Annotated in this window: 33 protein-coding genes and 3 pseudogenes; 12 read left to right on the forward strand and 24 right to left on the reverse strand. The window is 54.8% G+C overall.

The window, feature by feature from the left end; all coding sequences use genetic code 11:
- Positions 1 to 8: 8 nt before the first annotated feature.
- From BH712_RS03830 to BH712_RS03935, 23 genes and pseudogenes are all read right to left on the reverse strand, one after another.
- Positions 9 to 1,106, reverse strand: a complete 1,098-nt coding sequence (locus BH712_RS03830) for a major capsid protein (protein WP_006808954.1) — start codon at positions 1,104 to 1,106, stop codon at positions 9 to 11.
- A gap of 10 nt (positions 1,107 to 1,116) precedes the next feature.
- The gene (locus BH712_RS03835; protein WP_006808955.1) at positions 1,117 to 1,551 is read right to left on the reverse strand and encodes a hypothetical protein; all 435 of its coding nucleotides are present in this window, start codon (positions 1,549 to 1,551) and stop codon (positions 1,117 to 1,119) included.
- Between the two features lie 3 nt (positions 1,552 to 1,554).
- Positions 1,555 to 2,940: pseudogene (locus tag BH712_RS03840) on the reverse strand (DUF2213 domain-containing protein).
- Between the two features lie 91 nt (positions 2,941 to 3,031).
- On the reverse strand, positions 3,032 to 3,226 hold the full coding sequence (locus BH712_RS03845) for a hypothetical protein (RefSeq protein ID WP_006808957.1): 195 nt from the start codon (positions 3,224 to 3,226) through the stop codon (positions 3,032 to 3,034).
- Positions 3,227 to 3,257: 31 nt separating this feature from the next.
- Entirely contained in the window at positions 3,258 to 4,238 is a 981-nt protein-coding gene (locus BH712_RS03850) for a phage minor head protein (protein WP_169313202.1), read from the reverse strand.
- Positions 4,192 to 5,652 (reverse strand): DUF1073 domain-containing protein, encoded by a 1,461-nt coding sequence (locus tag BH712_RS03855; RefSeq protein ID WP_006808959.1) that lies wholly within the window; start codon positions 5,650 to 5,652, stop codon positions 4,192 to 4,194. The genes BH712_RS03850 and BH712_RS03855 overlap by 47 nt, the downstream gene beginning before the upstream one ends.
- A gap of 11 nt (positions 5,653 to 5,663) precedes the next feature.
- The gene (locus BH712_RS03860) at positions 5,664 to 7,136 is read right to left on the reverse strand and encodes a terminase large subunit (protein WP_006808960.1); all 1,473 of its coding nucleotides are present in this window, start codon (positions 7,134 to 7,136) and stop codon (positions 5,664 to 5,666) included.
- Positions 7,136 to 7,738 (reverse strand): hypothetical protein, encoded by a 603-nt coding sequence (locus tag BH712_RS03865; protein WP_006808961.1) that lies wholly within the window; start codon positions 7,736 to 7,738, stop codon positions 7,136 to 7,138. Before BH712_RS03865 ends, BH712_RS03860 begins: the two co-directional genes overlap by 1 nt.
- Before the next feature lie 3 nt (positions 7,739 to 7,741).
- On the reverse strand, positions 7,742 to 7,948 hold the full coding sequence (locus tag BH712_RS03870) for a hypothetical protein (RefSeq protein ID WP_006808962.1): 207 nt from the start codon (positions 7,946 to 7,948) through the stop codon (positions 7,742 to 7,744).
- On the reverse strand, positions 7,945 to 8,154 hold the full coding sequence (locus tag BH712_RS03875) for a hypothetical protein (RefSeq protein ID WP_006808963.1): 210 nt from the start codon (positions 8,152 to 8,154) through the stop codon (positions 7,945 to 7,947). The genes BH712_RS03870 and BH712_RS03875 overlap by 4 nt, the downstream gene beginning before the upstream one ends.
- A 94-nt stretch (positions 8,155 to 8,248) precedes the next feature.
- Positions 8,249 to 8,512, reverse strand: a complete 264-nt coding sequence (gene lysC, locus BH712_RS25360) for an Rz1-like lysis system protein LysC (protein ID WP_420890489.1) — start codon at positions 8,510 to 8,512, stop codon at positions 8,249 to 8,251.
- The gene (locus BH712_RS03880) at positions 8,418 to 8,795 is read right to left on the reverse strand and encodes a DUF2570 domain-containing protein (RefSeq protein WP_006808965.1); all 378 of its coding nucleotides are present in this window, start codon (positions 8,793 to 8,795) and stop codon (positions 8,418 to 8,420) included. Before BH712_RS03880 ends, lysC begins: the two co-directional genes overlap by 95 nt.
- On the reverse strand, positions 8,792 to 9,271 hold the full coding sequence (locus BH712_RS03885) for a glycoside hydrolase family 24 protein (RefSeq protein ID WP_032673499.1): 480 nt from the start codon (positions 9,269 to 9,271) through the stop codon (positions 8,792 to 8,794). Before BH712_RS03885 ends, BH712_RS03880 begins: the two co-directional genes overlap by 4 nt.
- On the reverse strand, positions 9,255 to 9,578 hold the full coding sequence (locus tag BH712_RS03890) for a phage holin, lambda family (protein WP_032456970.1): 324 nt from the start codon (positions 9,576 to 9,578) through the stop codon (positions 9,255 to 9,257). Before BH712_RS03890 ends, BH712_RS03885 begins: the two co-directional genes overlap by 17 nt.
- A gap of 644 nt (positions 9,579 to 10,222) precedes the next feature.
- Positions 10,223 to 10,912, reverse strand: a complete 690-nt coding sequence (locus tag BH712_RS03895) for a bacteriophage antitermination protein Q (protein WP_006808968.1) — start codon at positions 10,910 to 10,912, stop codon at positions 10,223 to 10,225.
- A complete protein-coding gene (locus tag BH712_RS25085) occupies positions 10,909 to 11,025 on the reverse strand; it encodes a hypothetical protein (protein WP_094166857.1) in 117 nt (38 codons plus the stop codon). Before BH712_RS25085 ends, BH712_RS03895 begins: the two co-directional genes overlap by 4 nt.
- Positions 11,022 to 11,654 (reverse strand): recombination protein NinG, encoded by a 633-nt coding sequence (locus tag BH712_RS03900; RefSeq protein WP_006808969.1) that lies wholly within the window; start codon positions 11,652 to 11,654, stop codon positions 11,022 to 11,024. The genes BH712_RS25085 and BH712_RS03900 overlap by 4 nt, the downstream gene beginning before the upstream one ends.
- Before the next feature lie 201 nt (positions 11,655 to 11,855).
- On the reverse strand, positions 11,856 to 12,026 hold the full coding sequence (locus BH712_RS03910) for a NinE family protein (protein WP_006808971.1): 171 nt from the start codon (positions 12,024 to 12,026) through the stop codon (positions 11,856 to 11,858).
- Positions 12,026 to 12,481, reverse strand: a complete 456-nt coding sequence (locus BH712_RS03915) for a YbcN family protein (RefSeq protein ID WP_006808972.1) — start codon at positions 12,479 to 12,481, stop codon at positions 12,026 to 12,028. Before BH712_RS03915 ends, BH712_RS03910 begins: the two co-directional genes overlap by 1 nt.
- A gap of 178 nt (positions 12,482 to 12,659) precedes the next feature.
- Positions 12,660 to 12,902 carry a hypothetical protein gene (locus BH712_RS03920; RefSeq protein WP_006808973.1) on the reverse strand — a complete coding sequence of 81 codons (243 nt, stop codon included), beginning with the start codon at positions 12,900 to 12,902 and terminating at the stop codon, positions 12,660 to 12,662.
- Positions 12,899 to 13,147, reverse strand: coding sequence for a DNA polymerase III subunit theta (locus BH712_RS03925; RefSeq protein WP_006808974.1), 249 nt, complete (start codon positions 13,145 to 13,147; stop codon positions 12,899 to 12,901). The genes BH712_RS03920 and BH712_RS03925 overlap by 4 nt, the downstream gene beginning before the upstream one ends.
- The gene (locus tag BH712_RS03930; protein WP_006808975.1) at positions 13,147 to 13,329 is read right to left on the reverse strand and encodes a hypothetical protein; all 183 of its coding nucleotides are present in this window, start codon (positions 13,327 to 13,329) and stop codon (positions 13,147 to 13,149) included. The genes BH712_RS03925 and BH712_RS03930 overlap by 1 nt, the downstream gene beginning before the upstream one ends.
- Before the next feature lie 33 nt (positions 13,330 to 13,362).
- A pseudogene (locus tag BH712_RS03935) lies at positions 13,363 to 13,662 on the reverse strand (hypothetical protein); the annotation flags it as partial.
- 168 nt (positions 13,663 to 13,830) lie between these two features.
- Here BH712_RS03935 and BH712_RS03945 point away from each other — a divergent pair.
- The 5 genes and pseudogenes from BH712_RS03945 (at position 13,831) to add (ending at position 19,778) form a co-directional block, all read left to right on the forward strand.
- A protein-coding gene (locus tag BH712_RS03945) for an IS3-like element ISEc52 family transposase (RefSeq protein WP_108454466.1) occupies positions 13,831 to 14,999 on the forward strand; the annotation gives its coding sequence in 2 pieces (ribosomal slippage) (positions 13,831 to 14,080 and positions 14,080 to 14,999; 1,170 coding nt in all).
- Positions 15,000 to 15,009: 10 nt separating this feature from the next.
- The gene (locus BH712_RS03950) at positions 15,010 to 16,008 is read left to right on the forward strand and encodes a tyrosine-type recombinase/integrase (RefSeq protein WP_032673502.1); all 999 of its coding nucleotides are present in this window, start codon (positions 15,010 to 15,012) and stop codon (positions 16,006 to 16,008) included.
- Between the two features lie 44 nt (positions 16,009 to 16,052).
- Positions 16,053 to 17,459: pseudogene (gene malX / locus BH712_RS03955) on the forward strand (maltose/glucose-specific PTS transporter subunit IIBC); the annotation flags it as partial.
- A 48-nt stretch (positions 17,460 to 17,507) separates the two neighbouring features.
- Entirely contained in the window at positions 17,508 to 18,680 is a 1,173-nt protein-coding gene (locus tag BH712_RS03960) for a MalY/PatB family protein (RefSeq protein ID WP_006808979.1), read from the forward strand.
- Between the two features lie 96 nt (positions 18,681 to 18,776).
- The gene (add, locus tag BH712_RS03965) at positions 18,777 to 19,778 is read left to right on the forward strand and encodes an adenosine deaminase (RefSeq protein ID WP_006808980.1); all 1,002 of its coding nucleotides are present in this window, start codon (positions 18,777 to 18,779) and stop codon (positions 19,776 to 19,778) included.
- A 55-nt stretch (positions 19,779 to 19,833) separates the two neighbouring features.
- Here add and BH712_RS03970 read toward each other — a convergent pair whose 3' ends face one another.
- Positions 19,834 to 20,874: an oxidoreductase gene (locus BH712_RS03970; protein WP_006808981.1), complete on the reverse strand. Its 1,041-nt coding sequence runs from the start codon at positions 20,872 to 20,874 to the stop codon at positions 19,834 to 19,836.
- A gap of 238 nt (positions 20,875 to 21,112) precedes the next feature.
- Here BH712_RS03970 and blr point away from each other — a divergent pair, with 238 nt between their 5' ends.
- From blr to rsxD, 7 genes are all read left to right on the forward strand, one after another.
- On the forward strand, positions 21,113 to 21,238 hold the full coding sequence (blr, locus tag BH712_RS03975) for a division septum protein Blr (RefSeq protein ID WP_151884424.1): 126 nt from the start codon (positions 21,113 to 21,115) through the stop codon (positions 21,236 to 21,238).
- A 229-nt stretch (positions 21,239 to 21,467) separates the two neighbouring features.
- Entirely contained in the window at positions 21,468 to 21,683 is a 216-nt protein-coding gene (ydgT, locus tag BH712_RS03980) for a transcription modulator YdgT (protein WP_000217941.1), read from the forward strand.
- An 85-nt stretch (positions 21,684 to 21,768) separates the two neighbouring features.
- Complete coding sequence (locus tag BH712_RS03985; protein WP_015570663.1) at positions 21,769 to 22,209, forward strand: DUF2569 domain-containing protein; 441 nt, start codon at positions 21,769 to 21,771, stop codon at positions 22,207 to 22,209.
- Positions 22,210 to 22,285: 76 nt separating this feature from the next.
- Positions 22,286 to 22,867: an electron transport complex subunit RsxA gene (gene rsxA / locus BH712_RS03990; protein ID WP_000133206.1), complete on the forward strand. Its 582-nt coding sequence runs from the start codon at positions 22,286 to 22,288 to the stop codon at positions 22,865 to 22,867.
- Positions 22,867 to 23,445 carry an electron transport complex subunit RsxB gene (rsxB, locus tag BH712_RS03995; protein ID WP_006808984.1) on the forward strand — a complete coding sequence of 193 codons (579 nt, stop codon included), beginning with the start codon at positions 22,867 to 22,869 and terminating at the stop codon, positions 23,443 to 23,445. The genes rsxA and rsxB overlap by 1 nt, the downstream gene beginning before the upstream one ends.
- The gene (rsxC, locus tag BH712_RS04000) at positions 23,438 to 25,459 is read left to right on the forward strand and encodes an electron transport complex subunit RsxC (RefSeq protein ID WP_006808985.1); all 2,022 of its coding nucleotides are present in this window, start codon (positions 23,438 to 23,440) and stop codon (positions 25,457 to 25,459) included. The genes rsxB and rsxC overlap by 8 nt, the downstream gene beginning before the upstream one ends.
- A complete protein-coding gene (rsxD, locus tag BH712_RS04005; RefSeq protein WP_006808986.1) occupies positions 25,460 to 26,512 on the forward strand; it encodes an electron transport complex subunit RsxD in 1,053 nt (350 codons plus the stop codon). It abuts the gene before it with no gap.
- Positions 26,513 to 26,514 lie beyond the last annotated feature (2 nt).

Genomic DNA, 26,514 nt, shown 5'->3' on the forward strand with positions numbered 1-26,514 from the left:
ATTTATCCTTAGCTTGATGCGTGAATTACGGAGTATTTGTTGTTGATGTCCTGCTTGACCATCAACCCCATTGCACCCCAGGTGCGCCAGATGTAGTCGCTGTTGTACTCAGGACGCGGAGATGCAACGGTACCGATAGCCTGGCCGACGATTGGAGCAATGACGCCAGCAGACAGCGGAACGATGACGATTTCGTTACCTGACAGCTGGCTGTCTTCTTTAATCGCCGCAACGCCGGTCAGCTTCAGGATTTCATCCATGATCGTTCCGGACTGGAAGTTGTCGGAGAAGTAGCGTTCCAGGTTGGAGATGATTTCGCCGGATACATACCAGGTCTGCTCTGCATACTGGTTGTTTACGCGACGCATCTGATCACGAAGCGCGATTGCCCCGGCGCGGATAGCCTGAGACGTTGCTGTGCCAGAGGTGAAATCGATGTTAAGGCCGGAAGCACCAAGGTCGATCTGTGCTACACGCTCATCGTCACGCAGCCCTTTCCAGGTCAGGCCGTCGAATACTGCAAAGTTACCAGCCTTATCGCGGAAGCCGTTGAAAATGTAGTCAACGTAACGACGCTGTACATCTTCTACAGAACCACGCTGAGCATCCGACTGCGACTGCAATGCCTGCGGGCTGTTGAAGATTGGATCACGCCATTCGAACTTAAAGCCCGAGTCGTGAATAGGTACCATGGTGCCATCGAAGGAATAGCTGCGTGCATCCAGCGCCGCACCAACCTGACCGGACATGGAAGTATGAGCCCAGCCGCGGCCGCCGGTACGAGCGTAATCGTAACGAGACTGCTCAATTCGCACGGAGCGAGAGAGCGGCATCAGATCGTTCAGCAGGGTGAATTCGGTATTTGGCTCGAACTGCTGAAGCACAGTTGTGTCGAAAGCGCGATACAGGCGGCGGATATCGTCAACTGCGTTCACCGCGTCGAGATAAGGGGCGTTTTCTGCATCACCACGGAACTGAGTGCGCGCCAGAAAATCAGCTGCTGCCTGAGCACTGGCGTTTCGCTCAAGTTCGAGAGCGCGCCATTGCGCCTGGTTTACCGCGAGGTTACCGGTCTTCTCGCCGATAGACTTGGAGAATACAAACATTCAGTGCTCCTTATTTGAACACAACGCGAATCAGATCGCCCGCCACCGCAGTGACTGCTTTATCTTCTTCGACATAAGCGAATACGGCGGCATCATCTACAACCGCAGTGATCTGACCGTTGGCTACTGCAACCGGCTGGCCTTTGGTGTAAGTGCCCGCTGCTGCTCGCACATTTAGGAACATGCCAGGCAGCGGATGAATACCAACAACCAATTCATTGGCTGGGATTGCGTCATCAACACTCAGGCAGCGCAGGTAGTCTTTGCTTGCCACATACTTGATGGCGGATTCTGCCCCGACCACAGAGGCCGTGAACTTGTCAGCAGTACTGAAGAAGCCAACAGTACCAGGCAGAGTCGATGCAGCCGCCCCGCCTTCGCGGTTAAGCAGCGGATTAGGGAACACGCCGCCGGCGTGGATAATATGCTTTCCGTCTTTAGCCATTTTTTACTCCGGCATTTCGCTGACTGATTGGGTGTTGGTTGCCTGGCGGAATGCACCGTTCAGGCCGAAAGAGGTTTGGCACTTGGCCTACATGGCATCGAGCGCCTTGCCGTCCAGATCTGCGACTTCTTCATCGCTCATGTTCATCGCCAGTTTCACTGCCGCGCGCTTTTCGCCTTTCTCTTTGTCGGTTTTCGCGTTCAGGCTGTTGAAAACGACGTCCACGCGATCGGCGAGTTTCTGCGCCCAGGCTGGCATCTCTTCGTTATTGGTGGCCTGCTCTTTTTTCTTGGGCTTGCCGGTTTCCGGGTCGATTTCTTCATCGCCTTTTTTCTTAGCGGTGGCTTCTTCGGCCTTCATCTGGTTGTATGCGTCCATCAGCTCGGCGTCGGACTTGCCTTCGGTCGGCTTACCAGCGGCTTGCAGCGCATTGATAATCAGTTCTTTCATCGGATCGTTCTCTCCGTTGGTTTTAATCTCGTACTCAGTGGGTTTGCGCACGACTTCTACAGGTTCGCCGACGAACACGGCCTTGCCGTCGTCATCGATGAGGTACTTCTGCTTCAGGTATTTGGTGTCATTGCGGTAGATGAAGCTGTCCGGCCACACCGTTTCAGGCCAAAGCCACTTATCTTCAGCGTCACCCTCGCGCAGCTTGTCGCTGATTGCGCGGGATATGTCGTCGAAAGAGAAGTTAGAGGCATTGGTGAAGAAGAATTTGGTCTTGTTGATCAGGCCATCGCGGGTGCAGTCGATTCCGTCAGCCAGACGGGCAACCTCAATCTGTTGCTCATCACCTTCTGAGTTAACGAAGATGCCCACGCCCTCCTCCGGCGTACCGGCGCCGGGCTCATCAAGCAGCACCGCCACATGGTCAAACATCATGTTGGTGGCGATCTCGTTGTACTTTTTGCCCTTCGACTCGCCGTTGGCGGCGATACCGGAATACAGCAGGCCGGTGGAGATATGGATCGGGTCGGAGTTTGTACCCGCCAGCATCTCATCCAGGCGGTTGATCAGGCGCTTGCCCTTCTCGCTGGATTCGGCGTACTGCCGGTTAACGTACATGTCGCCCATCACCTTCCCGTCTTTGTGGCTGACGTTCTGTAGCCAGGCCCCGACGTGGTACTCATTCACCGCCCGGACATCACGCGCCGACACATGCTTGCCGTCCACTTTCGGGTGGCCCAGCGGCATCGGGTTACGCTCGAGCGTGTTGTAGGCCTTTTCGATTTCTGCTGCCGGGTACAACTTCCGGTTCATCACAATATCGTCCACGACAGGCGTGATGCCGCGAACCACGATATGTGGCTTGCCGTCGATGGTTTCAGTGGTGATGTTTGAAGCGGAGTTGACGACGGTCAGCACGTTAACGCGGTTGCGTTTCATGCTGGGTCCTCGTTGGTGGATTTCAGGCAATAAAAACCCAGCGCTATGGCTGGGTAGCTAATGGTTAGGTTGCACTGAAACTTACTTGTGGTTAATTAACCCGATTGAATGCGGTAATGATTACTGCATCAGGCATTACCATTCTTTGTTTGGCTATTTCTTTTGCTGTATTCATAAAGAAAACATCCGGCTCCAAACCTTCAGGATCGGCTACAACTGTCGATCCTGTAAGATAGGCCTGTCCATTTTTCAAGATTTGATAAGCTACAAAATATTTATTAAGCATGACTACCTCTATCGGCCTGAATGAACTGTAATTATGCCCCTTCTTTCCAGCTCATCCTCTCTTTTTTTAGCCTCTCCGTCAGCCCCTCGTTGAAAATGCTGCCGTCGTCGTTGAGCAGCACCGGTATCTGACTGCAATAGCAGTTGTACCGGTTGCCGTTTTCAGCGTAGAAATCCCGCACCTCTTCGGTGGTGTAGACCTTGCCGTGACGGCTGGCGTGCCAGGTGCGCGTAGTTGGCTTGAGCGCCGACAGCCACAGAAGGCCGGTATTAAGCCCAAGCCTATCAGCAGCCCAGTCCGTTTCATTCCACTGAGCCTGGCGCAGCGCGCCGACCTGCTCAGTCTGAGCGATGGTCTTTGCCTTCGACATCGACACATCGAGGCGCTTGCTGATGACGCTGGACGTCTCGCGAGGATTCACGCCGCGCGCTACCGCATCGGTGATGATGTTGGTCAAATCGCCACGGGCGGTGTCGCTAATGACTTTCCAGTCACTGAACGTTGTCAGCCTGGCCGCCGCTATCTGGTTCAGATAACCGGGGCTGCTTAAAAGCTGCTGTAGCGTCGTCTGACTGGCGTACACCTGAGACTGCACCGACAGGTTGGTGAAGGCGTTTAGCGTGCCGCGGTCATATTCCGCTATGACGTAGTCCATCGCCCACAGGTTCTGACTGCCGCCTTCAAGAAGCTCATCATCCAGAATCGACTGCACCACCTGGAGCAGGTCGGCCAGTTCAGCAGCTGTCATGTCATAGATGAACTTACCGGCATTGACCTGATACAGCGAAGGCTCTGCACCTTCGTTGTTGCACATCATCCATGACCGCTGCGCGTTCGCCTCTCGCTGCTGTCCTGTCAGCCTTTGGTCAAAGAGTGCCTTCAGCCTGCGCTTAATGTTCAGATACCGATCTTCGATAACGTTGAACATCCGACTGACCTGCCGCGATGATTGCGTCGGGTCAGCTTTATTGCGCGGTACGATTGGCGTCCCGATTCTGGTTTGCGCTGTCATCATCATCTGTCAGCGGATCCTTATCGGTTTGCTTTACATCAGGGTTAGGTGGCGACACGACCTTGCGAGGCTCCAGCTCACCGACTGCGCGGATTTCGTTTTCATCCACCGCCGGAGTGCCGTATGCCTGCTGTGTGTCTTTCGCCACGACGGCCATTGCCTGCATGTTGGCAATCTTCTCTTTTTCGCTCGGCGCGAGCAGATCAGACCATGCCAGCGTGACCTCTCCGGATGATGGCGGGTCAATTACTCCTACGGTCCAAAAGCGCTCAAGCACGCTCTCGATCACCGTCGACTGGAATCCCCAGCGGCGGCCGTTACAGCGCTTCGCCCAGTCTGTTTTGTCCTCATCGGAAGCAAGTCGCCCCGTCTGCTGACCAAACAGTATGGTGAACGGGCACTGGATCGAAGATGCAAACTCGTTGGCGGCCACTGTCCAAGTCGGGGATGGGTCTGCCGCCGCAACGGAGAGAACAGACGGCGTGCCGGCCTGCATAACCAGGGCCGCATCCGTGCCACGGTTCATCTTGGCGACTTTGTCGTTAAGCGCCTCGCCCAGGTCTTTGTAGCCAGATTCTATGGCTTGCTTTGACAGGTTCGCAATGTTGGTTTCTTTGTCGAACGCAATCCCGAGCTGGCGACTTGCATTCTTCAGGAAACCTTCGGCACTACCACCAGATACCTTTTCGAGGTCGAGAAGTTTGTTGTAACCAGCGCGCAGGAAAGGCACGCCAGAGAGCATGTTCTCGTCTTCTGAGCCTTCGCAGAGAATGATGATTCTCTCTGGGTGCACGGTAACGCCGCGCACCGGGCCATACGTGCCATCATCACCAACTGGCTGCTCGTTGAAGTTGTACGAGACTGGCTGGCCGTACGTTTCTGAAAGCGTGTCGGTATCGAAGTTGCCTGGCTTGATCTGCGATTCCCACGCGGGGATTAGCTTAACGATAGGTCCGCTACCGATATTTCGCAGGGATTTAACCTTCGCCCGATCTACCGGCTCATGCCATTCCCTGCCGTCGCGGAACTGAATGAGCAATGCCGAGTACCGGCCAACAAGATTGCGGCGATCCGCATCCTTAATTTTCGGCCAGTGCTTCTTCAGCAGCTTAGTGGCTGACTTTTCCCAGTCCGTTGTCTCGGTTGACTCCTTTCCGCCGTCGCCGTCGATGATCGTCGGGTTATCAACCCAGCACGAATCGAGAAGCTTATGGACTGCGGCAAACGCTACCGCGTTGCGCTCGTAGGCCCGGTAGTAGCGGTCGAACTCGAGACTGTTTGGATAGCCAAACTCATCCCACAACTTCGTGCGTTTGGTATTTCCCGGCTGGCCTGCGTACAGCATGCGCTGCCGCCCGATAGCATCAGCAAGGGCATTAACGAGGAATGAAACCTCGCTTTGTTGTTCACTCACTGATGAGCTCCTTAGAAGAATACTGCGCCGACCTGCTTGTGATTGTTCTTCGCTACTGCAAAGTAACGGAAGCCGTCAGCACCGTGTGATGTGAAGTCATGAAGCGGTTTATCTTTCCAGCACCCGCGCTTATCGTCCCACTCCTTGCGGTAGCCTTCGAGGTGAGATATGCCCTCTGCACATTTCTCTTCATCGAAAACACAGGATGGGAGAATTTCACGCACCGACTCAATGCCGGTATCAACACCGACTTTTGGCACCACCTGGAATGTCATGCTGTAAACCTGACCATCGATCTCATACCCCTCACGGGCAAGCTCTCTGCGGGATTTGGCATCAGCACCGAATTCACGGTTATCAATGTCGTGCGGACCCCAGTGTTCGCCGTATTCATAGCCGCGGTCTTTCAGCACTTTCATGTAGTGCCTCAGGCCTTCGCCGGAGTTTTCGTAGTAGTCTATGATGTGGAACTCTTCGCCAACCTCGCGAACGAACCAGATGGCCGTGGAGTCGCCAACACCGATATCCCAGAACGTGTGCACCGGGAGGTGCGAGTTGTCGGGGATTTGGCCGATCCGCTTATTGGTATAGAGCCAGCGGAACTGCTTGGCGTAGTACGCGCCCTCGACCGACTGCTGGAACGCCTCGGCCGGAATGGTCGGGTATTCGCGCTTCATGTCGTCGCCGAGAGTTTTCTCTTTGGCGTAGTACCAGGCTTTCTGGCGGTCGTTAACGACTACGCCGTGCTTCGCCTCCATCTCAGCGAAGTATTCCAGCAGGCGCACCGGCAGAGACTCGACCGGGTCGATTGCGTACTGCGGATTCTTCCACCAGGAGAAGAAGAAAAACTTCCAGTCCAGCGCGGATAAGGGCTTGCCCTGCAGCAGCGCTTTCTCTGCCGTCTGGCAGTAATCGAAGAAGTAACCCGCCCGGCCCTCGGCTGTGCTCTCGATAGTAGCGAAGCATCCAGTCGATACCGCCTCAAACGCACCAGTGACGATCTCACGGGCTTTGTCAGGATACTTGGCGCATATCTTCCCGAACTCGGAAACGTGCAGGTAACGCAGCGTACCGCCACGAAATGAAGTGCTGACGTATAGTGAGCCTCCCTTCTTGAAGACGAGCTCGCCGGAAGAGTCATTGCTGGCCGGGTTGGCCGCCTTTATCTCTGCAGGCAGCTTATCGTATGCGTACTTCACCTTTTCGCGGAACAGGCGCTTTGCGTCATTCAGCGTGTGGGCAATCAGCGCGCACTTAGCCGACTCAAACAGGGCCGCGTCGAGCTGGATGATGCACACCTCTGTGGTGAATCCGAGCTGGCGTGCTTTCAGGATTATGTTGCGGGTGTGGATCCCCTCGAAGTATTCCCGCTGCTCAGGCGTCATCCTGAAGCGCGTGGGCTTACCCTCTTTGTCGGTGATCCAGTAAAGATTGTTCAGCCGCCAGTCTTTATCCGACAGCAGCTTGATGTGCTCAGGTTTCATTACGCCCCCTGAGACAGAGAATCCATCAGGTCAGACAATTGCTTAACAGAGTTGTCGCCTTCCGGCCCGTCGATATCGTAGGCCTGACGCTCAAGCCCAATCAGATTCTTCAGCGCGTCGCTCAGTGCTTTTACCGACTTAACGCGCTCAGGCATGCTGATGACCTTGTGGTAAATCTCATTGAGCTTGTCCTGACCCTTGTCGTCAGGGTCGAACATCAGCTCTCCGAGCTTCTCCAGTGCGGCCACGTCTGCGCACTCCGCGCCCAACTCATCAAACAGGGCGTTGGTTATCTGCCGGGCGCGCTTAATGTCGCCGCGATGCTCCATGCGGACACTGGCGATTACCTCGGCCGTCGCCTCGATGAGTACGCGTTCGTTAAAAGTGACTTCACTGCGTACCTGTTTGCGTACCTCAGCTTTGCGTACCAGATCGTCAGCGCGTTCTTTCACCTTCGCATTCAGGTCGCGCGACCAGTCGTCACGTTTGGCGCGCTTACGGATAGCGCCTTCACTGATACCGTGTTGTGATGCTATTTCTCTGAGGGACATCACTCCGGCCCGGTACGCCGTCTCGATGGCCTCCCAGTCCGGTTTGCTCATTCGTTACTCCGTTGTTTGTTCGACCTGGCTCTTGGCCTTCAGGTAATCAAAGGTCATATCGAGCAATAGAGTGCGCAGCGCGTCATCCTCTGAAATTCGAGGGCTAAGCTCACTCACCCGACGTTGCAATTCTTCAAGCACTTCGCGTGAACGCGCAACATGCCATCTCATATCAAGAGTTACGGTAATGGGTCCTATTTTCGCTGTCATGATGCACTTTCCTCGGTTTCGCCCTCTGCCGGAACTGGCGTGAACTCCACACGCTTCACATCGGCAGGAGCGAAGTAAAGCCACTGGCCTGTTTCGGTTGCCAGCGGCACAAAGCCGTTTACCAACTCAGGCTGACGTCGTGACATCTTGCCCGTGAAGGTTTCGCCTGTTTGGGTGGTTAGCGTGATTTGGTAGATGTCGGACATGATTACCTCTTTGCCTTGTCGCAGCTGTTGCCCTGCTTCTCAGAAGTGCTTAGCCACTTACGGCTTACCCGTCAGCAAGATGATGATCACCGCCTTATTGGGGTTGAGCATTCTTTCCTTGTCGGGAGGATTCGATTTTTCGGATTGCCGCCTTATCCAGATTGCACTGCCCCAGCGCCGTATAGAGCTGAGCGTTTAACTCGAGACTTGCCTGCCATGTGAATGGCACGGCCATTCCTGGGATCGGTGTGTCTGCAGTAAGGTCAGCGCTTATCAGTACCACGGGCGCCGGCACGTAAACCGTCCGCGTATTCCCGCAAGCTGTCAGCAGCGGCAGCAGGAACAAGCTGCTTAGCACACTGATCCCCTTCAAGCGCCTGCCTGATGTAGATAACATGCTGCTCACCTGCCTGGGAAAGTTCGGTCTTTGCATTCTGGGTTACCCGGGAAATGTCATTGATGAGGTTCATTGCGGTGACTACGCTATTGCTAACGGTCTCGGCGGTTTCCGCCCTGGCCGTTGCTTTATCACGCTGCTCTTTGAAGGTGATAGCGTTGTCGTGGTAGTGGCTAGCCAGCCATCCGAGGCTAACTATCAGGCAGATCACTACGGCGCTGATAATGGCGGTTAACCGGTTCATGGTTGTACTTCGGCTACAACGCCGCCAGCGGCTTTGAATTTTGCGATCAGGTTGTCTGCCTTATGCTCAAACTGGCCATAGCCTGCCCCGGGCAATGACGCCCAGATATTGCTGCAACGATCGATAGCTTGCCGAATCTGCCCGTTATCGATTAGCGGAAGCGCGCCACGTTCTTTGATTTGCTGCAGTGCCACCTGGTCCTGTGAGGCTGGAGAGAAGTCTTTCAGTCCAAGCTGTTTCCGGTACGCATCCCACCATTTTGAAAGCAACTGGTAACGCCCAGCCGCGGTAGATTTGATGCCCAACTTGGGGAGGTTGACCAGTTTTCGTGGGTGGTCGCTGTAGTCAGAGAAAAGCGATCCGCCGACAATGACATCATAACCCCTGTTTTTGGTGTTCTGCCTTGGCTTGTCAGTACCCTCTGACCAGGCGAGCATATCCAGAAATGCCCTGCGCTGCTTATTGAGTTCCAGCATCATCAACCCCTGCTTTTCTGGCGGCGAACTTCTTAATCAGGTTGCCGATCGAGTCTGTACCGATGTAGCCAATGAAGACACTGGCGATATACGCGAGATTGCTGCTCAGGCCAATGAAGTCGAGAAGGTCACGGACGAACCAGGCGATCATCGCGCACATGACCGCATCGATCAGCGTCTTCGCCATAGCGCCACCGTTATAGCGACCCCGCAAATACGCCATGATGAAAGCCAGTATTGCGCCGATACCCTGCTCCTTAGCTGCCAGCAGAGCGGCGATGAAATCTTGTTTGTAGGGCATTCGCATAAGCCTCACCTCCGTTAATGACGGATGGCGCTGTGTGTGTTTGAAAGGGTCAGGCCCGTCGGGCTGGATTTAACAACGAAGCGTGTCGATGATGATTCCCGCGGGACCTGATAATAAAAAAGCCATGCAAATGCATGGCCTTGTGATTTGAATCCGTTATTTACAAAATGTATTCGAGACAGTATCTTTCGACTTCCGGACAAAAAAACATATACCGGGACAAAATCTAAATGTAACTGCCTTGCCTGCATGAAACCATGCTGTCTTTTTTTTGCCCAAAGAAAAAGCCCACCGAAGTGGGCCTTACAGCTATCATCATTTTTTATTAGGTGTGGTGCCGGGTGCCTCCCGGTAAGTCGCCGCCAGTCCACAGACGACTCGCAATGCGCAAAAAAACATATCAGACTGGCAATGCCCCTCCGCATAGGGGGATTCACCACACCAAAAATTTAACATCTGATGAAACTCGTTTCAATGCTCTATGACGATGTGACAGGGGTACTGATGCAATGCATCTCGCGAATACCCCTGTCGTGTCGCCGGAAAGCAAAAAGCCCAAGGCGTTAACCTCGGGCTTGAATTCTTTGTGTGTCGACAATCGAAGCTATGGCGACGATATCAGATTTACATGAAATATATGCGTTTCAATCCAGTTTTGCAAGACTTCTATCGAAATTTGTCGCCTTTTGTTGTGAACGTGATCGCGTAACCTGCAATAACGCCCCGCTATCCAGGCGCAGGAAGATGCGCCGCATATCAACCCAGCGGTCCGTAAACGTCTCTGACCAGTTCTTTGGCGTTACGCCAACCAGCGACGCCAGCGACTGATATTCGTACGTCTCACGTCCTGCCAACTCCGCTTTGACGTCCTGCGCCGCCAGCCAGATAAGTTTCTTCAGGCGCTCCAGCGTCTTGCCGGCCACCTTCTTCGTGCCGAGCTGCTCCCGGAACTCGTCCCACGCCCACTGAGTGATCGCCACCTGGTACTCGAATTTGATGTTCTCGCTGTAGTTCCACAGCAGCCAAGCTTTCTGGTGGTCTTCAAGCGACAGGACGGCGCGGCGCCACGATGCGGTCACGAACTCAACCGGCCCCACCAGAGCGATTGACGATCCCTTAGCGCGGGACTGGCTGCCGCTCATCGCCGGGCCGTCTGGGTTCACTTTTCGGCCGGTGACCGGATCGGTGATTTTCTTACGCCCCCGGCTGCGCGCCGTCGCAGTGAATTGTGCGTTCTCTGCGAAAGCTACCAGCTGCCCTTTCGTCGCCCCGCTCAGATCTGCGGTCGCCACAATGAGCTGCTGACGTACGTATTCCAGTTGCTGAATGTTCATGCGGCTTCCTTCTGTGGCTGGTTGGTTTTGGTCTGGCTGTGCTTTGCTACTGGCGGCATGCTGGCGCGCTTAACACTTTCTGCCTGGTACCGGAGGAAGTCGGTATGGTTCATGCGGCCTCCTGTCGGCGGGCACGGCGTTTTTCCAGAGCGCGGGCTTTGCGTGTGAAAATGGATTTGATGCGCTGCAGGTATGGGATGTCGAACCGGCGGACGGAATTGTCGTTGTTTATCACTTCAACTTTTTCGGCACCGATGCGCTCAATAAGGCCCTGTTCAAATGCCTTTTGCGCGCCGTCCCGATCCCGGTTGCAATAGACACACTGGGCAGCGGTATTGTGAAGATTGAAAGCCAGGTGCGCCGCTGCTCCGCGGGTGCGGTAGTGGCCGCAGTCCATGGTTCCGCCAAACTTCTGCTCCGGCAGCCTGCCGCAGCTGATGCACGGCTTACCAGCATCCCTCAGACGGACGTACCGATTGAAAGCTGTCTGCGCTTCAGATCTCCACTGCGGTTTCGTTTTTAGCGCCACCTTTCTCGCTTTCAGGTCCCGGCGATCCGCCCGCTCTTTCTCTTTGCGCTCCTTGATGCGCTTAGCTGCGGCTTTCACCTTCTCCTTCTCGCGTTCTTCCATTGCGAGGATTGCTCCGTGTTCCGGGCTGCACCAGCGGATCCGGACGTCGTGGAATTTCGGCACGAAGTATTCACCGCATACTTTGCACTTACGGCGGGATGGTTTACGCATGGTTACCCTCCACGCTCTCTGCAAAGCATGTCTGCAGGAACGCATCCATTCTTCTCTCATTCCGATCAGCCCGGACCAGGCCAGCTGTTTTTCTGAGAAGTTTTGAACGTTTACCTTTCGCAGGGATGCTCATGACCTCGTCATAACATTCGCACCAGACTGAATGACGTATGCGAGCTGAAGCGAATTCAGATTCACGACTCATGATGATTTCCTCCTCGCCGCGAGACGCAGCCATTTCTGATCCACCAGGCGGGCGGTGTAGTCTTTCATGGTAGGGATGTCGGACGGCTTAACCTCTGGCTTGCGCTGGCGGCGCGCCGGGACGCGGAAGATTTCGTTTGTGATGACGCGAGAAAGTGGAGTAGACATCATGCCTCCTGCTTATCGCGCAGTTGCTGGTATTCACAGCTCTGCGGAATGGTCAGGTGGCAGCCGATATTCATCGCCCAGGCTTCGACTTTGCACAGAAAAATGTACATCTCGCCGGTTTCCAGCTCGGACGTATGGCGGAGAGATTGGACCGTGGTGACCTCGCCGGACACGACGTCTACCCGGTCCTTGCTTTCGTAGCCGAGATAGGTGTGCTTCATCGCGTCTTTAACCCACTCAGGCGTAGCGAAGGCCTTACCGCGGGCGATGAGGTAGTCGCTGATTTCCGTGTACCACATGTGGCTGAGAGCGTTCTGCGACAGGCTGCGCTTCTCGCGCCACGGCTTCACCTGCAGGCGGAAGCATTGCCCGGCATCCAGCAATGGCTGAATCTGCTGGCCTATGGCCGCGAAGTTGCCGCGATGGAGTTTGATGCCGTCTACTGGCAGAGTCATACGGCCTCCTTAACGGAAACCGCAGAATGCAGAAAATCGCAGGTGCATTTCTGCATCTGTGACAAGGTGAGGAGTTCAGATTGTGGTCGCATTTAAGTCCCCTTAAATGCGCAGAAGTCACCGGAGTTGTTCAGACTCCGATGACATGATTATGGACGGTTGATTATGGAAAATCAATTCAATCGAGCGGCTGAATTCCAGATGCAGTAATAGCCGCGTCAACAATTTCAGGCGTTAAGCTTACAGGCGGATGCTCAGCTACAGCGTAGGTAAAGCCTCCCACCATGTATTTTTTAACTTCAAATGGTACTTTTTTAGTAGTTTCAGCAACAGGACCCATAATTCTTTCAACAAAATCACCATCAATAGTGATAGGTGTGCCCTTGTGTCCAGCTCCGAATAATAGGCAATCAAAACTCATTTTACTTCCTCCTTGTTTAAATAATCGGGATCACTACCTTTCGGTAAAGTTATCGACTTCTCGCGATAAAACTTAAGGCGCTCAAGGAAGTAGTCCCGCAAATGCTCCGGTTGCTCTCGCATCACCACCTCAGCGATAACCGGCATGTTCAGGCGCTCTTTGTAGGCCACGCCGGAGGCTGCCAGGTCAACATTAACCTTGTCACGTTCTTCCTGCGGCTTTGCAGCAATATTCCAGTCTGACATTAGTCAGCAGTCCTCCCTCTCTTCTTTCTGGTCTCATAAGGAGATCTAAAACCATCAACAGATTCAACCTCTCCAGCATCAAACCGTTTCGCATTTGCAATTTGTGATTTCCTCCAGAACTTTTTATGTCTTTTCATTGAAGCTTTATATTTTTCTGCTGGAGTCATTTCTTCGTTAGACATAAAACCCCCTCGGTTATTTGAGGGGATTATAGATCACTTCTGCTGCGGTGATGCCGCTATCATCCGGCGATACACATCGTAAGTTCCGAATTGTTCATCACCAGCCTCAAGCATTTCATGGGTGGGTTCTTCTGGCACCAGCACCCATCCATCCGGAATCACCGGAGAGTTGAGTTGTTCGGAATTACCGAACGACTGAAGCATGGCTGCGCGATAGGCGTTCCAGCCGACAGCTTTTCCGTGTTCAAACGCGCTGTCAAAGTCATCATCCATTTCCATCGCAGCGGGCACAGATACCGGCGCTGGATGGGCGGTGTAAAGCGGCGTTACTTCTCGCAGCGGGTCGGCATAAGCATTGCCACTATCGAAGCTGACGTTGTTTTTTGCGCCGCCGCCTGACAGTAGCCACGCCACAGGCTCCGCTTCGAGTGAAGTGGTTTACTGAATTTGGCCACCTGAACAGAGGTGATATGCTCACCTCAGAACAACACAGGTGTCATAATGAAAAAAAGAAATTTCAGCGCAGAGTTTAAACGCGAATCCGCTCAACTGGTCGTTGACCAGAACTACACCGTGGCAGATGCAGCCAGCGCTATGGATGTCGGCCTTTCCACAATGACGCGATGGGTGAAACAATTACGTGATGAACGGCAGGGCAAAACACCAAAAGCCTCCCCCATTACCCCGGAACAAATTGAAATCCGTGAGCTCAGGAAAAAGCTACAACGTATTGAAATGGAAAATGAAATATTAAAAAAGGCTACCGCGCTCTTGATGTCAGACTCCCTGAACAGTTCTCGATAATCGGGAAACTCAGGGCGCGTTATCCTGTGGCCACTCTCTGCCATGTGTTCGGGGTTCATCGCAGCAGCTACAAATACTGGAAAAACCGTCCTGAAAAGCCAGACGGCAGACGGGCTGTATTACGCAGTCAGGTACTTGAACTGCATGGCATCAGCCACGGCTCTGCCGGAGCAAGAAGCATCGCCACAATGGCAACCCAGAGAGGTTACCAAATGGGGCGCTGGCTTGCTGGCAGACTCATGAAAGAGCTGGGGCTGGTCAGTTGCCAGCAGCCGACTCACCGGTATAAGCGTGGCGGTCATGAGCACGTTGCTATCCCGAATCATCTTGAGCGACAGTTCGCCGTAACGGAACCAAATCAGGTGTGGTGCGGTGATGTGACCTATATCTGGACGGGTAAGCGCTGGGCGTACCTCGCCGTTGTTCTCGACCTGTTCGCAAGAAAGCCAGTGGGCTGGGCCATGTCGTTCTCGCCGGACAGCAGGCTCACCATGAAAGCACTGGAAATGGCATGGGAAACCCGTGGTAAGCCCGTCGGGGTGATGTTCCACAGCGATCAAGGCAGCCATTATACGAGCAGGCAGTTCCGGCAGTTACTGTGGCGATACCGGATCAGGCAGAGTATGAGTCGGCGTGGAAACTGCTGGGATAACAGCCCAATGGAGCGCTTCTTCAGGAGTCTGAAGAACGAATGGGTGCCGGCGACGGGCTATGTAAGCTTCAGCGATGCAGCTCACGCAATAACGGACTATATCGTTGGATATTACAGCGCACTAAGACCGCACGAATATAATGGTGGGTTAACGCCAAACGAATCAGAAAACCGATACTGGAAAAACTCTAACGCGGTGGCCAGTTTTTGTTGACCACTTCAAGATGGAGCTTAGCCTCGGGACGTTGAGGCGTTACGATTGCCACCTCACAACCACTATCGAAACAATTGGTGAGCACAGGCATATCGGCAGCCTGAACACTGAAGATATCCTTAGTGCCAGGAAGGAGCTACTGAACGGCTGGCAGAAGACCAGACATGGCCTAAATCATCCACCCAAAAAGGGAAGAAGCGTTCCTACAGTCAATAGCTATATGGCATGCCTTGGCGGGATGCTGAGCTTTGCTTTCAAAAGTGGCTACCTGAAAACCGATCTGATGGCAGGTATTACCCCTCTCGCAAAAGAAAGACCCATTCCAGATCCTCTTACTTCTGATGAGTATCAGAGAGTGGTTGCGGCCTGCCCAACGCTACAGTTTCAGAATATGGTTATCTTTGCGGTAAATACAGGCGTCAGGCATGGGGAGCTTAGCGCATTAGCCTGGGAGGATGTGGACACTGTTAACTGGACAGTTACAGTGTCACGTAACTATTCCATGAAGGGTAACTTCACCCTGCCCAAAACCAATGCCGGGATTCGGACTATACAGTTGACCCAGCCAGCAATTGACGCGCTTAAAGCGCAGATGCCACTGACCAGAATGATGGCATCCCACAAGGTAAGCGTCAGCCTACGGGAATACAAAAAAAAGAGAACCGATGAATGCACCTTTATATTCTCGCCGTCCATTACTTCAATGAATGGTAAGAAGACGATGTGCTACGTCCCCGGGTCTATTAATTCGGCCTGGCGCACTGCCCTGCGTCGTGCAGGCGTCCGGCAAAGACGATCTTATGAAACCAGAAACACATATGCTTGCTGGGCACTGGTAGCTGGAGCGAATCCAAACTTCGTTGCGCACCAGATGGGCCATTCGTCAGCGCAAATGCTCTTCACGGTTTACGGTAAATGGATGACCGAGAATAACCATGACCAGGTGGGCATTTTGAACGCATCATTTACTCAAAATGCCCCACTGATGCCCCATAGAAAAACCGCATAACCTCAAGTATCTGATTTTAAATATCAATATCACTTCAATCATGATTCATCTGGATGAGCAAGGTCGGATCGTTTGCCTTTAGTTTCCTGCCGGTGATGTTCTGTATTGCGATTCCTCTGGGTCTGGCACGTGAGAACAAAGGCGTGGCGGCGTTTGCGGGCTTCGTTGGCTATGCGGTGATGAACCTTGCGGTTAACTTCTGGCTCACCGCCAAAGGGATCCTGCCGACGACCGACGCGGCGGTGCTGAAAGCCAATAACATTCAGAGCGTGATTGGTATTCAGTCCATCGATACCGGGATCCTTGGCGCCGTGATCGCCGGGGTGATTATCTGGATGCTGCACGAGCGCTTCCATAACATCCGCCTGCCTGATGCGCTGGCCTTCTTCGGCGGCACCCGCTTTGTGCCCATCATTACGCTGGTTGTAATGGGCCTGTTTGGTCTGATCATCCCTCTGATTTGGCCGATTTTTGCTATGGGGATCACCGGCATTGGCCGCATTATCAATGGTGCGGGTGATTTCGGCCCGATGATTTTCGGTACGGGCGAACGTCTGCTTCTGCCGTTTGGTTTACAGCATATTCTGGTCGCCCTGATCCGCTTTACGGAAGCGGGCGGCACCATGGACGTTTGCGGCCATTCCGTCAGCGGCGCGCTGACCATCTTCCAGGCTCAGCTGAGCTGCCCGACCACTCACGGTTTCTCTGAAAGTGCGACGCGCTTCCTGTCTCAGGGTAAGATGCCTGCCTTCCTCGGCGGCCTGCCGGGCGCTGCGCTGGCGATGTACCACTGCGCCCGTCCGGAAAATCGGCATAAAATTAAAGGCCTGCTGATCTCCGGCGTTATCGCCTGCGTAGTGGGCGGTACGACAGAACCTATCGAGTTCCTGTTCTTGTTCGTGGCACCGGTACTGTACCTCATCCACGCTGTGCTGACGGGCCTGGGCTTTACCGTAATGGCTGTGCTCGGTGTGACCATCGGTAACACCGACGGTAACGTGATTGACTTCGTGGTATTCGGCATCCTGCACGGCCTGTCCACCAAGTGGTATCTGGTGCCGGTTGTGGCCGCTATCTGGTTCGCGGTTTACTACGGGATCTTCCGCTTCGCCATCACCCGCTTTAACCTGAAAACGCCTGGCCGCGATACCGACACGGCCACCAGCGTTGAACAGGCGGTGGTCGGTTCCGTTGGGAAATCCGGATATAACACGCCAGCTATTCTGGCGGCGCTGGGTGGTGCGGATAACATAACCTCTCTGGATAACTGCATCACCCGCCTGCGTTTGTCGGTGGCGGACATGTCCAAAGTGGATACCAACGCACTTAAAGCTAACCGGGCTATTGGCGTGGTACAGTTAAATCAACACAATTTGCAGGTCGTCATTGGCCCGCAGGTACAGTCAGTGAAGGATGAGCTGGCAACCCTGATGCGAACCGTCGAAGCCTGATGCCTCGCCCCCTCGTCATGAGGGGGTTTTACTTTACGGAGCACCGTCATGTTTGATTTTTCTACCGTCGTGGATCGACACGGCACCTGGTGTACCCAGTGGGATTATGTCGCAGACCGTTTTGGCGCTGCCGACCTGCTGCCCTTCACCATCTCTGATATGGATTTCGCCACCGCCCCCTGCATTACCGAGGCGCTGCACCAGCGAATAAACCACGGCGTGTTTGGCTACAGTCGCTGGAAAAATGACGAATTTCTGGCCGCCGTGGCGCACTGGTTCCGGCAACGCTTTAACAGTCAGATTGATACCGAAACCGTGGTGTATGGGCCTTCAGTCATCTATATGGTCTCGGAGCTGATCCGCCTCTGGTCCGCGCCCGGCGACGGCGTGGTGATCCATACCCCGGCTTACGATGCCTTTTATAAAGCCATCGAAGGCAACCAGCGCACCGTTGTCTCTGTGCCAATGCAGAAAACAGCGCAGGGCTGGGAGGGCAATATGGCCGCGCTGGAGGCGGCGCTGGCAAAGCCAGAAAACACGATTCTGCTGCTGTGTAGCCCGCAAAACCCGACCGGCAAAGTCTGGACGCGGGAGGAGCTGACCACAATGGCGGCCCTGTGTGAACGTTATGGCGTAGCGGTAATCAGCGACGAAATTCATATGGACATGGTATGGGGTACGCATCGCCATACGCCGTGGAATGCGGTGGCGCGCGGTAAATGGGCGCTGCTGACCTCGGGTTCAAAAAGCTTCAACATTCCGGCGCTGACGGGTGCCTGGGGGCTTATTGCCGATGACGACAGCCGTAACGCCTATCTGCATGCTTTGAAAGGTCGGGACGGACTCTTTTCCCCTTCCGTGCTGGCGCTGACCGCGCATATCGCCGCTTATCAACAGGGCGAACCCTGGCTGGACGCGCTCCGGGCATACCTTGAAGCCAATCTGCGTTATGTTGCCGACGAATTGAACCGCGCTTTTCCGAAACTCAACTGGCAGCCGCCGGAGGCAACCTATCTGGCATGGATTGATCTCAATCCGCTGAAGATTGACGATTACGCCCTGCAAAACGTGCTGATTGAGCAGCAAAAAGTGGCCATCATGCCAGGATATACGTATGGAGATGAAGGGAAAGGCTATGTGCGTCTGAACGCCGGATGCCCGCGCAGTAAGCTTGAGCAGGGCGTTCAGCGCCTTATCGCTGGCATCAGCACCCTGCTGTAAATCATTTGCGCAACGGAATATTCCCTTGCGCAAATAGCTTTTTACCCCGTTTTGTTTTTATAATATGGCGCACTTTAACCAGAAAAGAGTGCGACCATGATTGATACACGCCTGCCTTTAACTGATATTCACCGCCACCTCGACGGTAACATTCGTGCCCAAACCATTCTCGATCTTGGCCGCCAGTACAATTTAACGCTTCCTGCCGAAACGCTTGAAACCCTGATCCCCCATGTCCAGGTCACGTCGAACGAACCGGATCTGGTGAGTTTTCTGAGCAAGCTCGACTGGGGCGTGAAAATGCTGGCCTCGCTCGATGCCTGTCGTCGTGTCGCCTTTGAAAACATCGAAGATGCCGCGCGCAACGGCCTGCACTATGTCGAACTGCGTTTCTCTCCGGGTTATATGGCGATGACCCACAACCTCCCCGTAGCGGGCGTGGTTGAAGCGGTCATTGAAGGCGTACGTGAAGGCTGTAAAACCTTTGACGTTCAGGCGCGTTTAATCGGCATTATGAGCCGTACCTTCGGTGAAGCGGCCTGTCTTCAGGAGCTGGAAGCGTTACTTGCGCATCGCGACCAGATTACCGCCATCGATCTCGCCGGTGACGAGCTGGGCTTCCCAGGCAGCCTGTTCCTGTCTCATTTCAATCGTGCACGTGATGCAGGCTGGCATATTACCGTTCACGCGGGTGAAGCCGCGGGCCCGGAAAGCATCTGGCAGGCCATTCGTGAGCTGGGTGCGGAACGGATTGGACACGGCGTGAAAGCGGTTGAAGATCGCGCGCTGATGGATTTCCTCGCCGAGCAACGTATTGGGATTGAATCCTGTCTGACCTCCAATATTCAGACCAGTACAGTGGCGTCGCTGGCGCAACATCCGCTGAAAACCTTCCTTGAACACGGCGTACTGGCTTCACTGAATACAGACGATCCGGCGGTGCAGGGGGTGGATATTATTCACGAATACAACATCGCCGCACCGCAGGCCGGACTGAGCCGCGAGCAGATCCGCCAGGCGCAAATCAACGGGCTGGAACTCGCCTTCCTGACGCCTGAAGAGAAACAGGCGCTGCGCGACAAGGTTGCAATCGCGTAACCCTTCATGCCGGGTGAAGGCTACGCCTTACCCGGCCTACAAAAACGTTTAGCACTTATGCCAGACAGAGCGTTGCGCGATGTTTGGCAGATTCAATGCCCAGCTCAATGAGTTCCATAATCTGGATGGCCTGGCTCGCCGGAACCGGATTTTCACCGGAACCGTTCAGCGCGTCACGAATGGCGGCGTAATAAGCCGGGTAGTTCCCTGGCAGGGTCAACACCGTTTCCTCAACCAGCGCCTCCCCCTCCGCACGCGTCACTACCCCGTCCCGCATGTCGTAACCCCAGTCCTCCTGCGGCAAGCGTTCGCCGTTTTTGAGGCGCTCTTCCTGCGGATCCAGACCGAACTTCACATAGCTGCCGCGCGCCCCGTGAATGATATAGCGGGCCGATTCCGCAGCCGCAAGCATCGTCCCGTGCAGCACAATGCGGCGCTGCGGATAACTTAAAATGGCGTGAAAATAGTCGGTAGTCTGCGCGCCTGGCCTGAGCTGCGCTAAATCGACCGTCATGCTCACGGGCAGACCAAACAGATGGACGGCCTGATCGAGAAGATGCGGCGCCAGGTCATACCAGATGCCGCTGCCCGGCCCCGCCTGCTCGCGCCAGCGATCTCGCACCTGCGGACGATAACGATCGAAATGCGACTCAAAAAAGGCAATCTCGCCGAGCGTGCCTTCGTTTATCAGCGTTTTGACCGTCAGGAAATCGCTGTCCCAGCGTCGGTTGTGAAAGACCGACAATAACCGACCCAGACTTCGCGCCAGCGCGTCCAGTTCGCGCGCTTGTGACAACGTCACGGTAAAGGGCTTATCGACAACCACATGTTTCCCTGCCTCCAGTGCCGCTTTCGCCAGTGGGAAATGAGTGTCGTTAGGGGTAGGAATGACAATAAGGTCAATATTAGGATCGTTGAACAGATGCTTAGGCTCCGTGACTACCGGCACGGCAGGCCAGTCGGCGCGGACCTTGGTTTCATCGCTGCTTGTGATAGCCGCCAGTTCCATGCCCGGCGTACCGGCAACCAGAGGTGCATGAAAGGTTTTACTTGCGTACCCGTAGCCAATAAGACCGACGCGGATGTTCTCACTCATCGTATGCCCCCTCGCTGTGCGCTTATTTATCACTGGCCTTATGCTTAACGCACGGATTAATAATGTGCCCTGTAACTTAAAATAGCATCTTACGGCAGTGTTTTTTGTCACCCGGCATTAAAGTGTGCATCGTGGTCCGGGAATCGTTCCCAAAACCCTTGCTCTGTCGAAAAGGGCGCTGTAACATTTGTAATCTGTATTTATGGATAAATTACAAACACAAATTATGACGTCAATAATTAATCGAATCATCGAATTAGCGGGATGGATTGTCCTTGGAGTTTCGGTCGTGTTGCTCGGCATTGCCAGCCATATCGATAATTACCAGCCGCCGGAGCCTGTTACTGTCGCACAACAAAAGTAAGCCGTAGCGTCATAACGCGTGACACATTACGTCATGGAACGTATTGCCAGCCGTAATGAACGGGGTTACCCTTCTCTTCCAGGCATCTGCTGATGCCTGATTCTTCGCAAAGAAAACTCCTAATTTCGTCGCGTTACTCGAGTGGACAGTTTACGTCTTTATTAATCCGTTTATTATTCGAACGCATTACCTTTATGGGTATTACCCTTTTATATGGAAACTTATTAATATGACAGTTCAGGACTATTTATTAAAATTTCGCAAGATCAATTCCCTTGAAAGCCTGGAAAAACTGTTTGACCATCTGAACTACACGCTGTCGGATAATCAGGACATCATCAATATGTACCGCGCAGCTGACCATCGTCGCGCCGAACTGGTCTCTGGCGGTCGTCTGTTCAACGTAGGGGAAGTGCCGAAATCTGTCTGGCGTTACGTTGTATAAGAAAGTAGCCTTCGGCGTGAAATGTTATATACTCTCCGCCCTGCAAATTTCTGTATAACATTTCGCGCAGACTATGGGAGAGCGTATGACCGCATTGCCTGGAGAGAGAATTGGGGGCTGGTTAATCGCCCCGCTGGCATGGTTGCTGGTGGCATTATTAAGCGCTTCACTGGCGCTGCTGCTTTACACCACCGCCCTGGTTACGCCTCATGCTATCCAGACACTCATGTCCCAGAGTGCGCTCAATATTGCGACGTGGTTTGTGTCGTTCGTTTTCGCCATCGCGATGTGGTACTACACGCTGTGGCTGACTATCGCCTTCTTCAAACGCCGCAAAAGCGTGCCGAAACACTACATTATCTGGCTACTGGTCTCCGTGCTGCTGGCCGTCAAAGCGTTTGCTTTTTCGCCAGTTTCTGACGCACTGGCGGTTCGCCAGTTACTGTTTCCGCTACTGGCGACGGCGCTTCTGGTGCCCTACTTCAAGCGTTCGACGCGGGTAAAGAAGACCTTCGTTAACCCGTAATAACCTTACAGTTAACCTGTTGTGACCTGTTGTCGTTTATCCGATAATAGGCGGCTATTTTATTTCAGGCTAAATAATGACCGATTACTTACTGCTCTTTGTCGGAACTGTGCTGGTGAATAACTTCGTACTGGTGAAGTTCCTTGGCCTGTGCCCGTTTATGGGTGTCTCCAAAAAACTGGAGACGGCAATGGGCATGGGGCTGGCGACCACCTTCGTGATGACGATGGCCTCCATTTGCGCATGGCTGATTGATACCTGGATCCTGATCCCACTGGACATGCTCTACCTGCGCACCTTGTCCTTTATTCTGGTCATTGCGGTTGTGGTGCAATTTACCGAGATGGTCGTGCGTAAGACCAGCCCTGCCCTGTATCGCCTGCTGGGCATTTTCCTGCCTCTCATCACCACCAACTGTGCGGTGCTGGGCGTGGCGCTGCTCAATATCAACCTTGGGCATAATTTCCTGCAATCGGCGCTGTACGGTTTTTCCGCAGCAGTTGGGTTCTCTTTTGTTATGGTCCTGTTCGCGTCGATTCGCGAGCGTCTTGCGGCGGCGGATATCCCTGCGCCGTTTCGCGGTAACGCCATCGCCCTGGTGACCGCCGGTTTAATGTCTCTGGCCTTTATGGGCTTTAGTGGTCTGGTGAAGTTGTAATGAGTGCTATCTGGATTGCCGTCGCGTCCATCAGCGTGCTGGGACTCGTCTTTGGCATCATTCTGGGTTATGCCTCCCGCCGTTTTGCGGTGGAGGACGATCCGGTTGTTGAAAAAATTGATGAACTTTTACCGCAGAGCCAGTGTGGGCAGTGCGGCTACCCTGGTTGCCGCCCTTACGCTGAGGCGGTGGGCGTGCAGGAAGAAAAGATCAACCGCTGCGCGCCGGGCGGCGAAGCGGTCATGCTCAAAATAGCTGCCCTGCTTAACGTCGATCCGCAGCCTGTCGACGGCGATGAACAGGCCCAGGAGCCGGTTCGTGCCCTTGCGGTTATCGACGAGGCCAACTGCATTGGCTGCACCAAATGTATTCAGGCGTGTCCTGTTGACGCCATTGTGGGCGCAACACGCGCGATGCACACCGTTGTGGCGGATCTGTGCACCGGCTGTAATCTCTGCGTGGCACCCTGCCCGACGCAGTGTATAGAACTACGCCCGGTTGAAACGACTACCGAAAACTGGAAGTGGGACCTTCAGACCATTCCGGTTCGCAATATTCCTGTGGAACAACATGCTTAAGTTATTTTCTGCTTTCAGAAAAGAGAAGATCTGGGATTTCGATGGCGGCATTCATCCGCCTGAAATGAAATCACAGTCTAACGGCACGCCGCTGCGCCAGATCCCGCTGGCAACCCGTTACGTTATGCCGCTGAAACAGCATATCGGCGCGGAAGGCGAACTGTGCGTGAAAGAAGGCGATAGCGTTCTTCGCGGCCAGCCGCTGACCTTTGGTCGCGGACGGATGTTGCCGATACATGCCCCGACGTCCGGCAAGGTGGTGGCTGTAGCTCCCCATACCGTTGCCCATCCGTCAGCACTGTCTGAGCTGAGCGTGATCATTGAAGCCGATGGTGAAGACCGTTGGATCGATCGTGACGGCTGGAGCGACTACCGTTCCCGCGGCCGTGAAGCGCTGATTGAACGCATTCATCAGTTCGGCGTGGCGGGTCTGGGGGGCGCTGGCTTCCCGACCGGCGCCAAGCTTCACGGCGGTGGTGATAAAATCGAAACGCTGATTATCAACGCCGCCGAGTGCGAACCGTACATCACCGCCGATGACCGTCTGATGCAGGACTGTGCCGCGCAGATAGTGGAAGGTATTCGCATCCTTGCGCATATTCTGCAACCCCGTGAAGTGCTGATCGGTATTGAGGACAATAAGCCGCAGGCCATTTCGATGCTGCGTGCGGTACTGGCGGACAGCCATGATATCGCCCTGCGCGTGATCCCGACCAAATACCCGTCCGGCGGGGCAAAGCAGCTGACGCAGATCCTGACCGGAAAACAGGTCCCCCATGGGGGCCGTTCGTCCGACATCGGCGTATTGATGCAAAACGTGGGCACCGCCTACGCGGTGAAACGTGCGGTGATTGACGGCGAGCCATTGACCGAACGCGTCGTCACCCTGACCGGCGAGTCCGTCTCCCGTCCCGGCAACGTCTGGGCGCGTCTGGGTACGCCGGTGCGTCATCTGCTGGAACAGGCTGGCTTCTGCCCGGGTAGCGATCAGATGGTCATTATGGGCGGCCCGCTGATGGGCTTTACCCTGCCTTGGCTGGATGTGCCGGTGGTGAAAATAACCAACTGCCTGCTCGCGCCTTCCCCAACGGAGATGGGCGAAACGCAGGAAGAGAAGAACTGTATTCGCTGTAGCGCCTGTGCGGACGCCTGCCCGGCAGATTTGCTGCCGCAGCAGTTGTACTGGTACAGCAAAGGCCAGTTGCACGATAAAGCCCAGGCGCATAACCTGGCTGACTGTATTGAATGCGGTGCCTGCGCCTGGGTCTGCCCAAGCAATATTCCGCTGGTGCAGTATTTCCGTCAGGAGAAAGCTGAAATCTACGCGATCTCCATGGAAGAGAAACGTGCCGCTGAAGCGAAGGCCCGCTTTGAAGCGCGACAGGCGCGACTGGAGCGCGAAAAACAAGCCCGTCAGGAACGTCATAAGCAGGCTGCCGTGCAGCCTGCGGCGAAAGATCAGGATGCTATTAACGCAGCCCTGGCCCGCGTGCGCGAGAAGAAAGCCACCGCCTCCCAGACCGTTGTGATTGCGGCGGGAGAAAAACCCGACAACCGCGAAGCGATTGCGGCCCGCGAAGCGCGTAAAGCCGAAGCACGTGCGCGTCAGGCGGAGAAAGCGCAAAACGCCAAACCGGAAGCCGACATCGACCCGCGTAAAGCAGCAGTGGAAGCGGCTATCGCCCGGGCAAAAGCCCGCAAAGCCGCTGAGCAGACGGTGGTGGTTGAACAGAACGCGACGGATCCTCGCAAGGCCGCCGTTGAAGCCGCTATCGCCCGTGCAAAAGCGCGTAAAGCGGCACAGCTTCAGCCTGCCGAAGAGAGTGAAGCGCCTGTCGACCCGCGTAAAGCCGCCGTTGAAGCGGCCATCGCCCGTGCCAAAGCACGAAAAGCGGCGCAGCAGGACGAGCTGCCTGCGGCCGCTCACGACGATCCACGCAAAGCCGCAGTCGCCGCCGCGATTGCGCGCGTTCAGGCAAAGAAAGCCGCGCAGCAAGCCGTTAACGAGGATTAAATGGTTTTCAGAATTGCAAGTTCCCCCTACACCCACAACCAGCGTCAGACGTCGCGCATTATGATGCTGGTATGCCTGGCCGCGCTGCCGGGCATTGCCGTTCAGTGTTGGTTCTTCGGCTGGGGCACGCTTTTCCAGTTGGTTCTTGGCTGTGCCAGCGCCGTTACGGCGGAAGCAGCGATCCTGAAGCTGCGCAAAATGGAAGTGACTCGCATCCTGAGCGATAACTCCGCGCTGTTGACCGGTCTGTTGCTGGCCATCAGCATCCCTCCGTTCGCCCCGTGGTGGATGGTGGTGCTGGGGACAGTCTTTGCGGTGATCATCGCCAAACAGCTGTACGGCGGGCTGGGACATAACCCGTTTAACCCGGCGATGATTGGCTATGTGGTGCTGCTAATCTCCTTCCCGGTACAGATGACCAGCTGGCTGCCGCCGCATGAGATCGCCGCTACGGTGCCCGGCTTTATGGATGCCCTGCACGTTATCTTTACCGGCCACACTGCGCTGGGCGCGGATATGAACGCGCTTCGCATGGGTGTGGATGGCATCAGCCAGGCGACCCCGCTTGATACCTTCAAAACCGCCCTGCGTGCCGGACACAGCGTTGAGCAGGTGATGAAATCGTCCATTTACCACGGCGTTCTGGCGGGTGCTGGCTGGCAGTGGGTCAATCTGGCCTACCTTCTGGGCGGCGCGTTCCTGCTGCAACAGAAGGCGATCCGCTGGCATATTCCGGTGAGCTTCCTGGTCACGCTGGCCGTCTGCTCGACGCTCGGCTGGGTTATCTCACCTGAGTCACTGGCCAGCCCGCAGCTCCATCTGCTCTCCGGCGCAACCATGCTCGGGGCATTCTTTATTCTGACCGATCCGGTCACGGCCTCTACCACCAACCGTGGCCGTCTGATTTTCGGCGCGCTGGCGGGCCTGCTGGTCTGGCTTATTCGCAGCTTTGGCGGTTATCCGGACGGCGTGGCGTTTGCCGTGCTGTTGGCTAACATCACCGTTCCGCTCATCGACTACTACACGCGTCCGCGCGTCTACGGTCATCGCTAAGG

The sequence above is a fragment of the Enterobacter hormaechei ATCC 49162 genome, from assembly GCF_001875655.1.
Lineage (GTDB): Bacteria > Pseudomonadota > Gammaproteobacteria > Enterobacterales > Enterobacteriaceae > Enterobacter > Enterobacter hormaechei.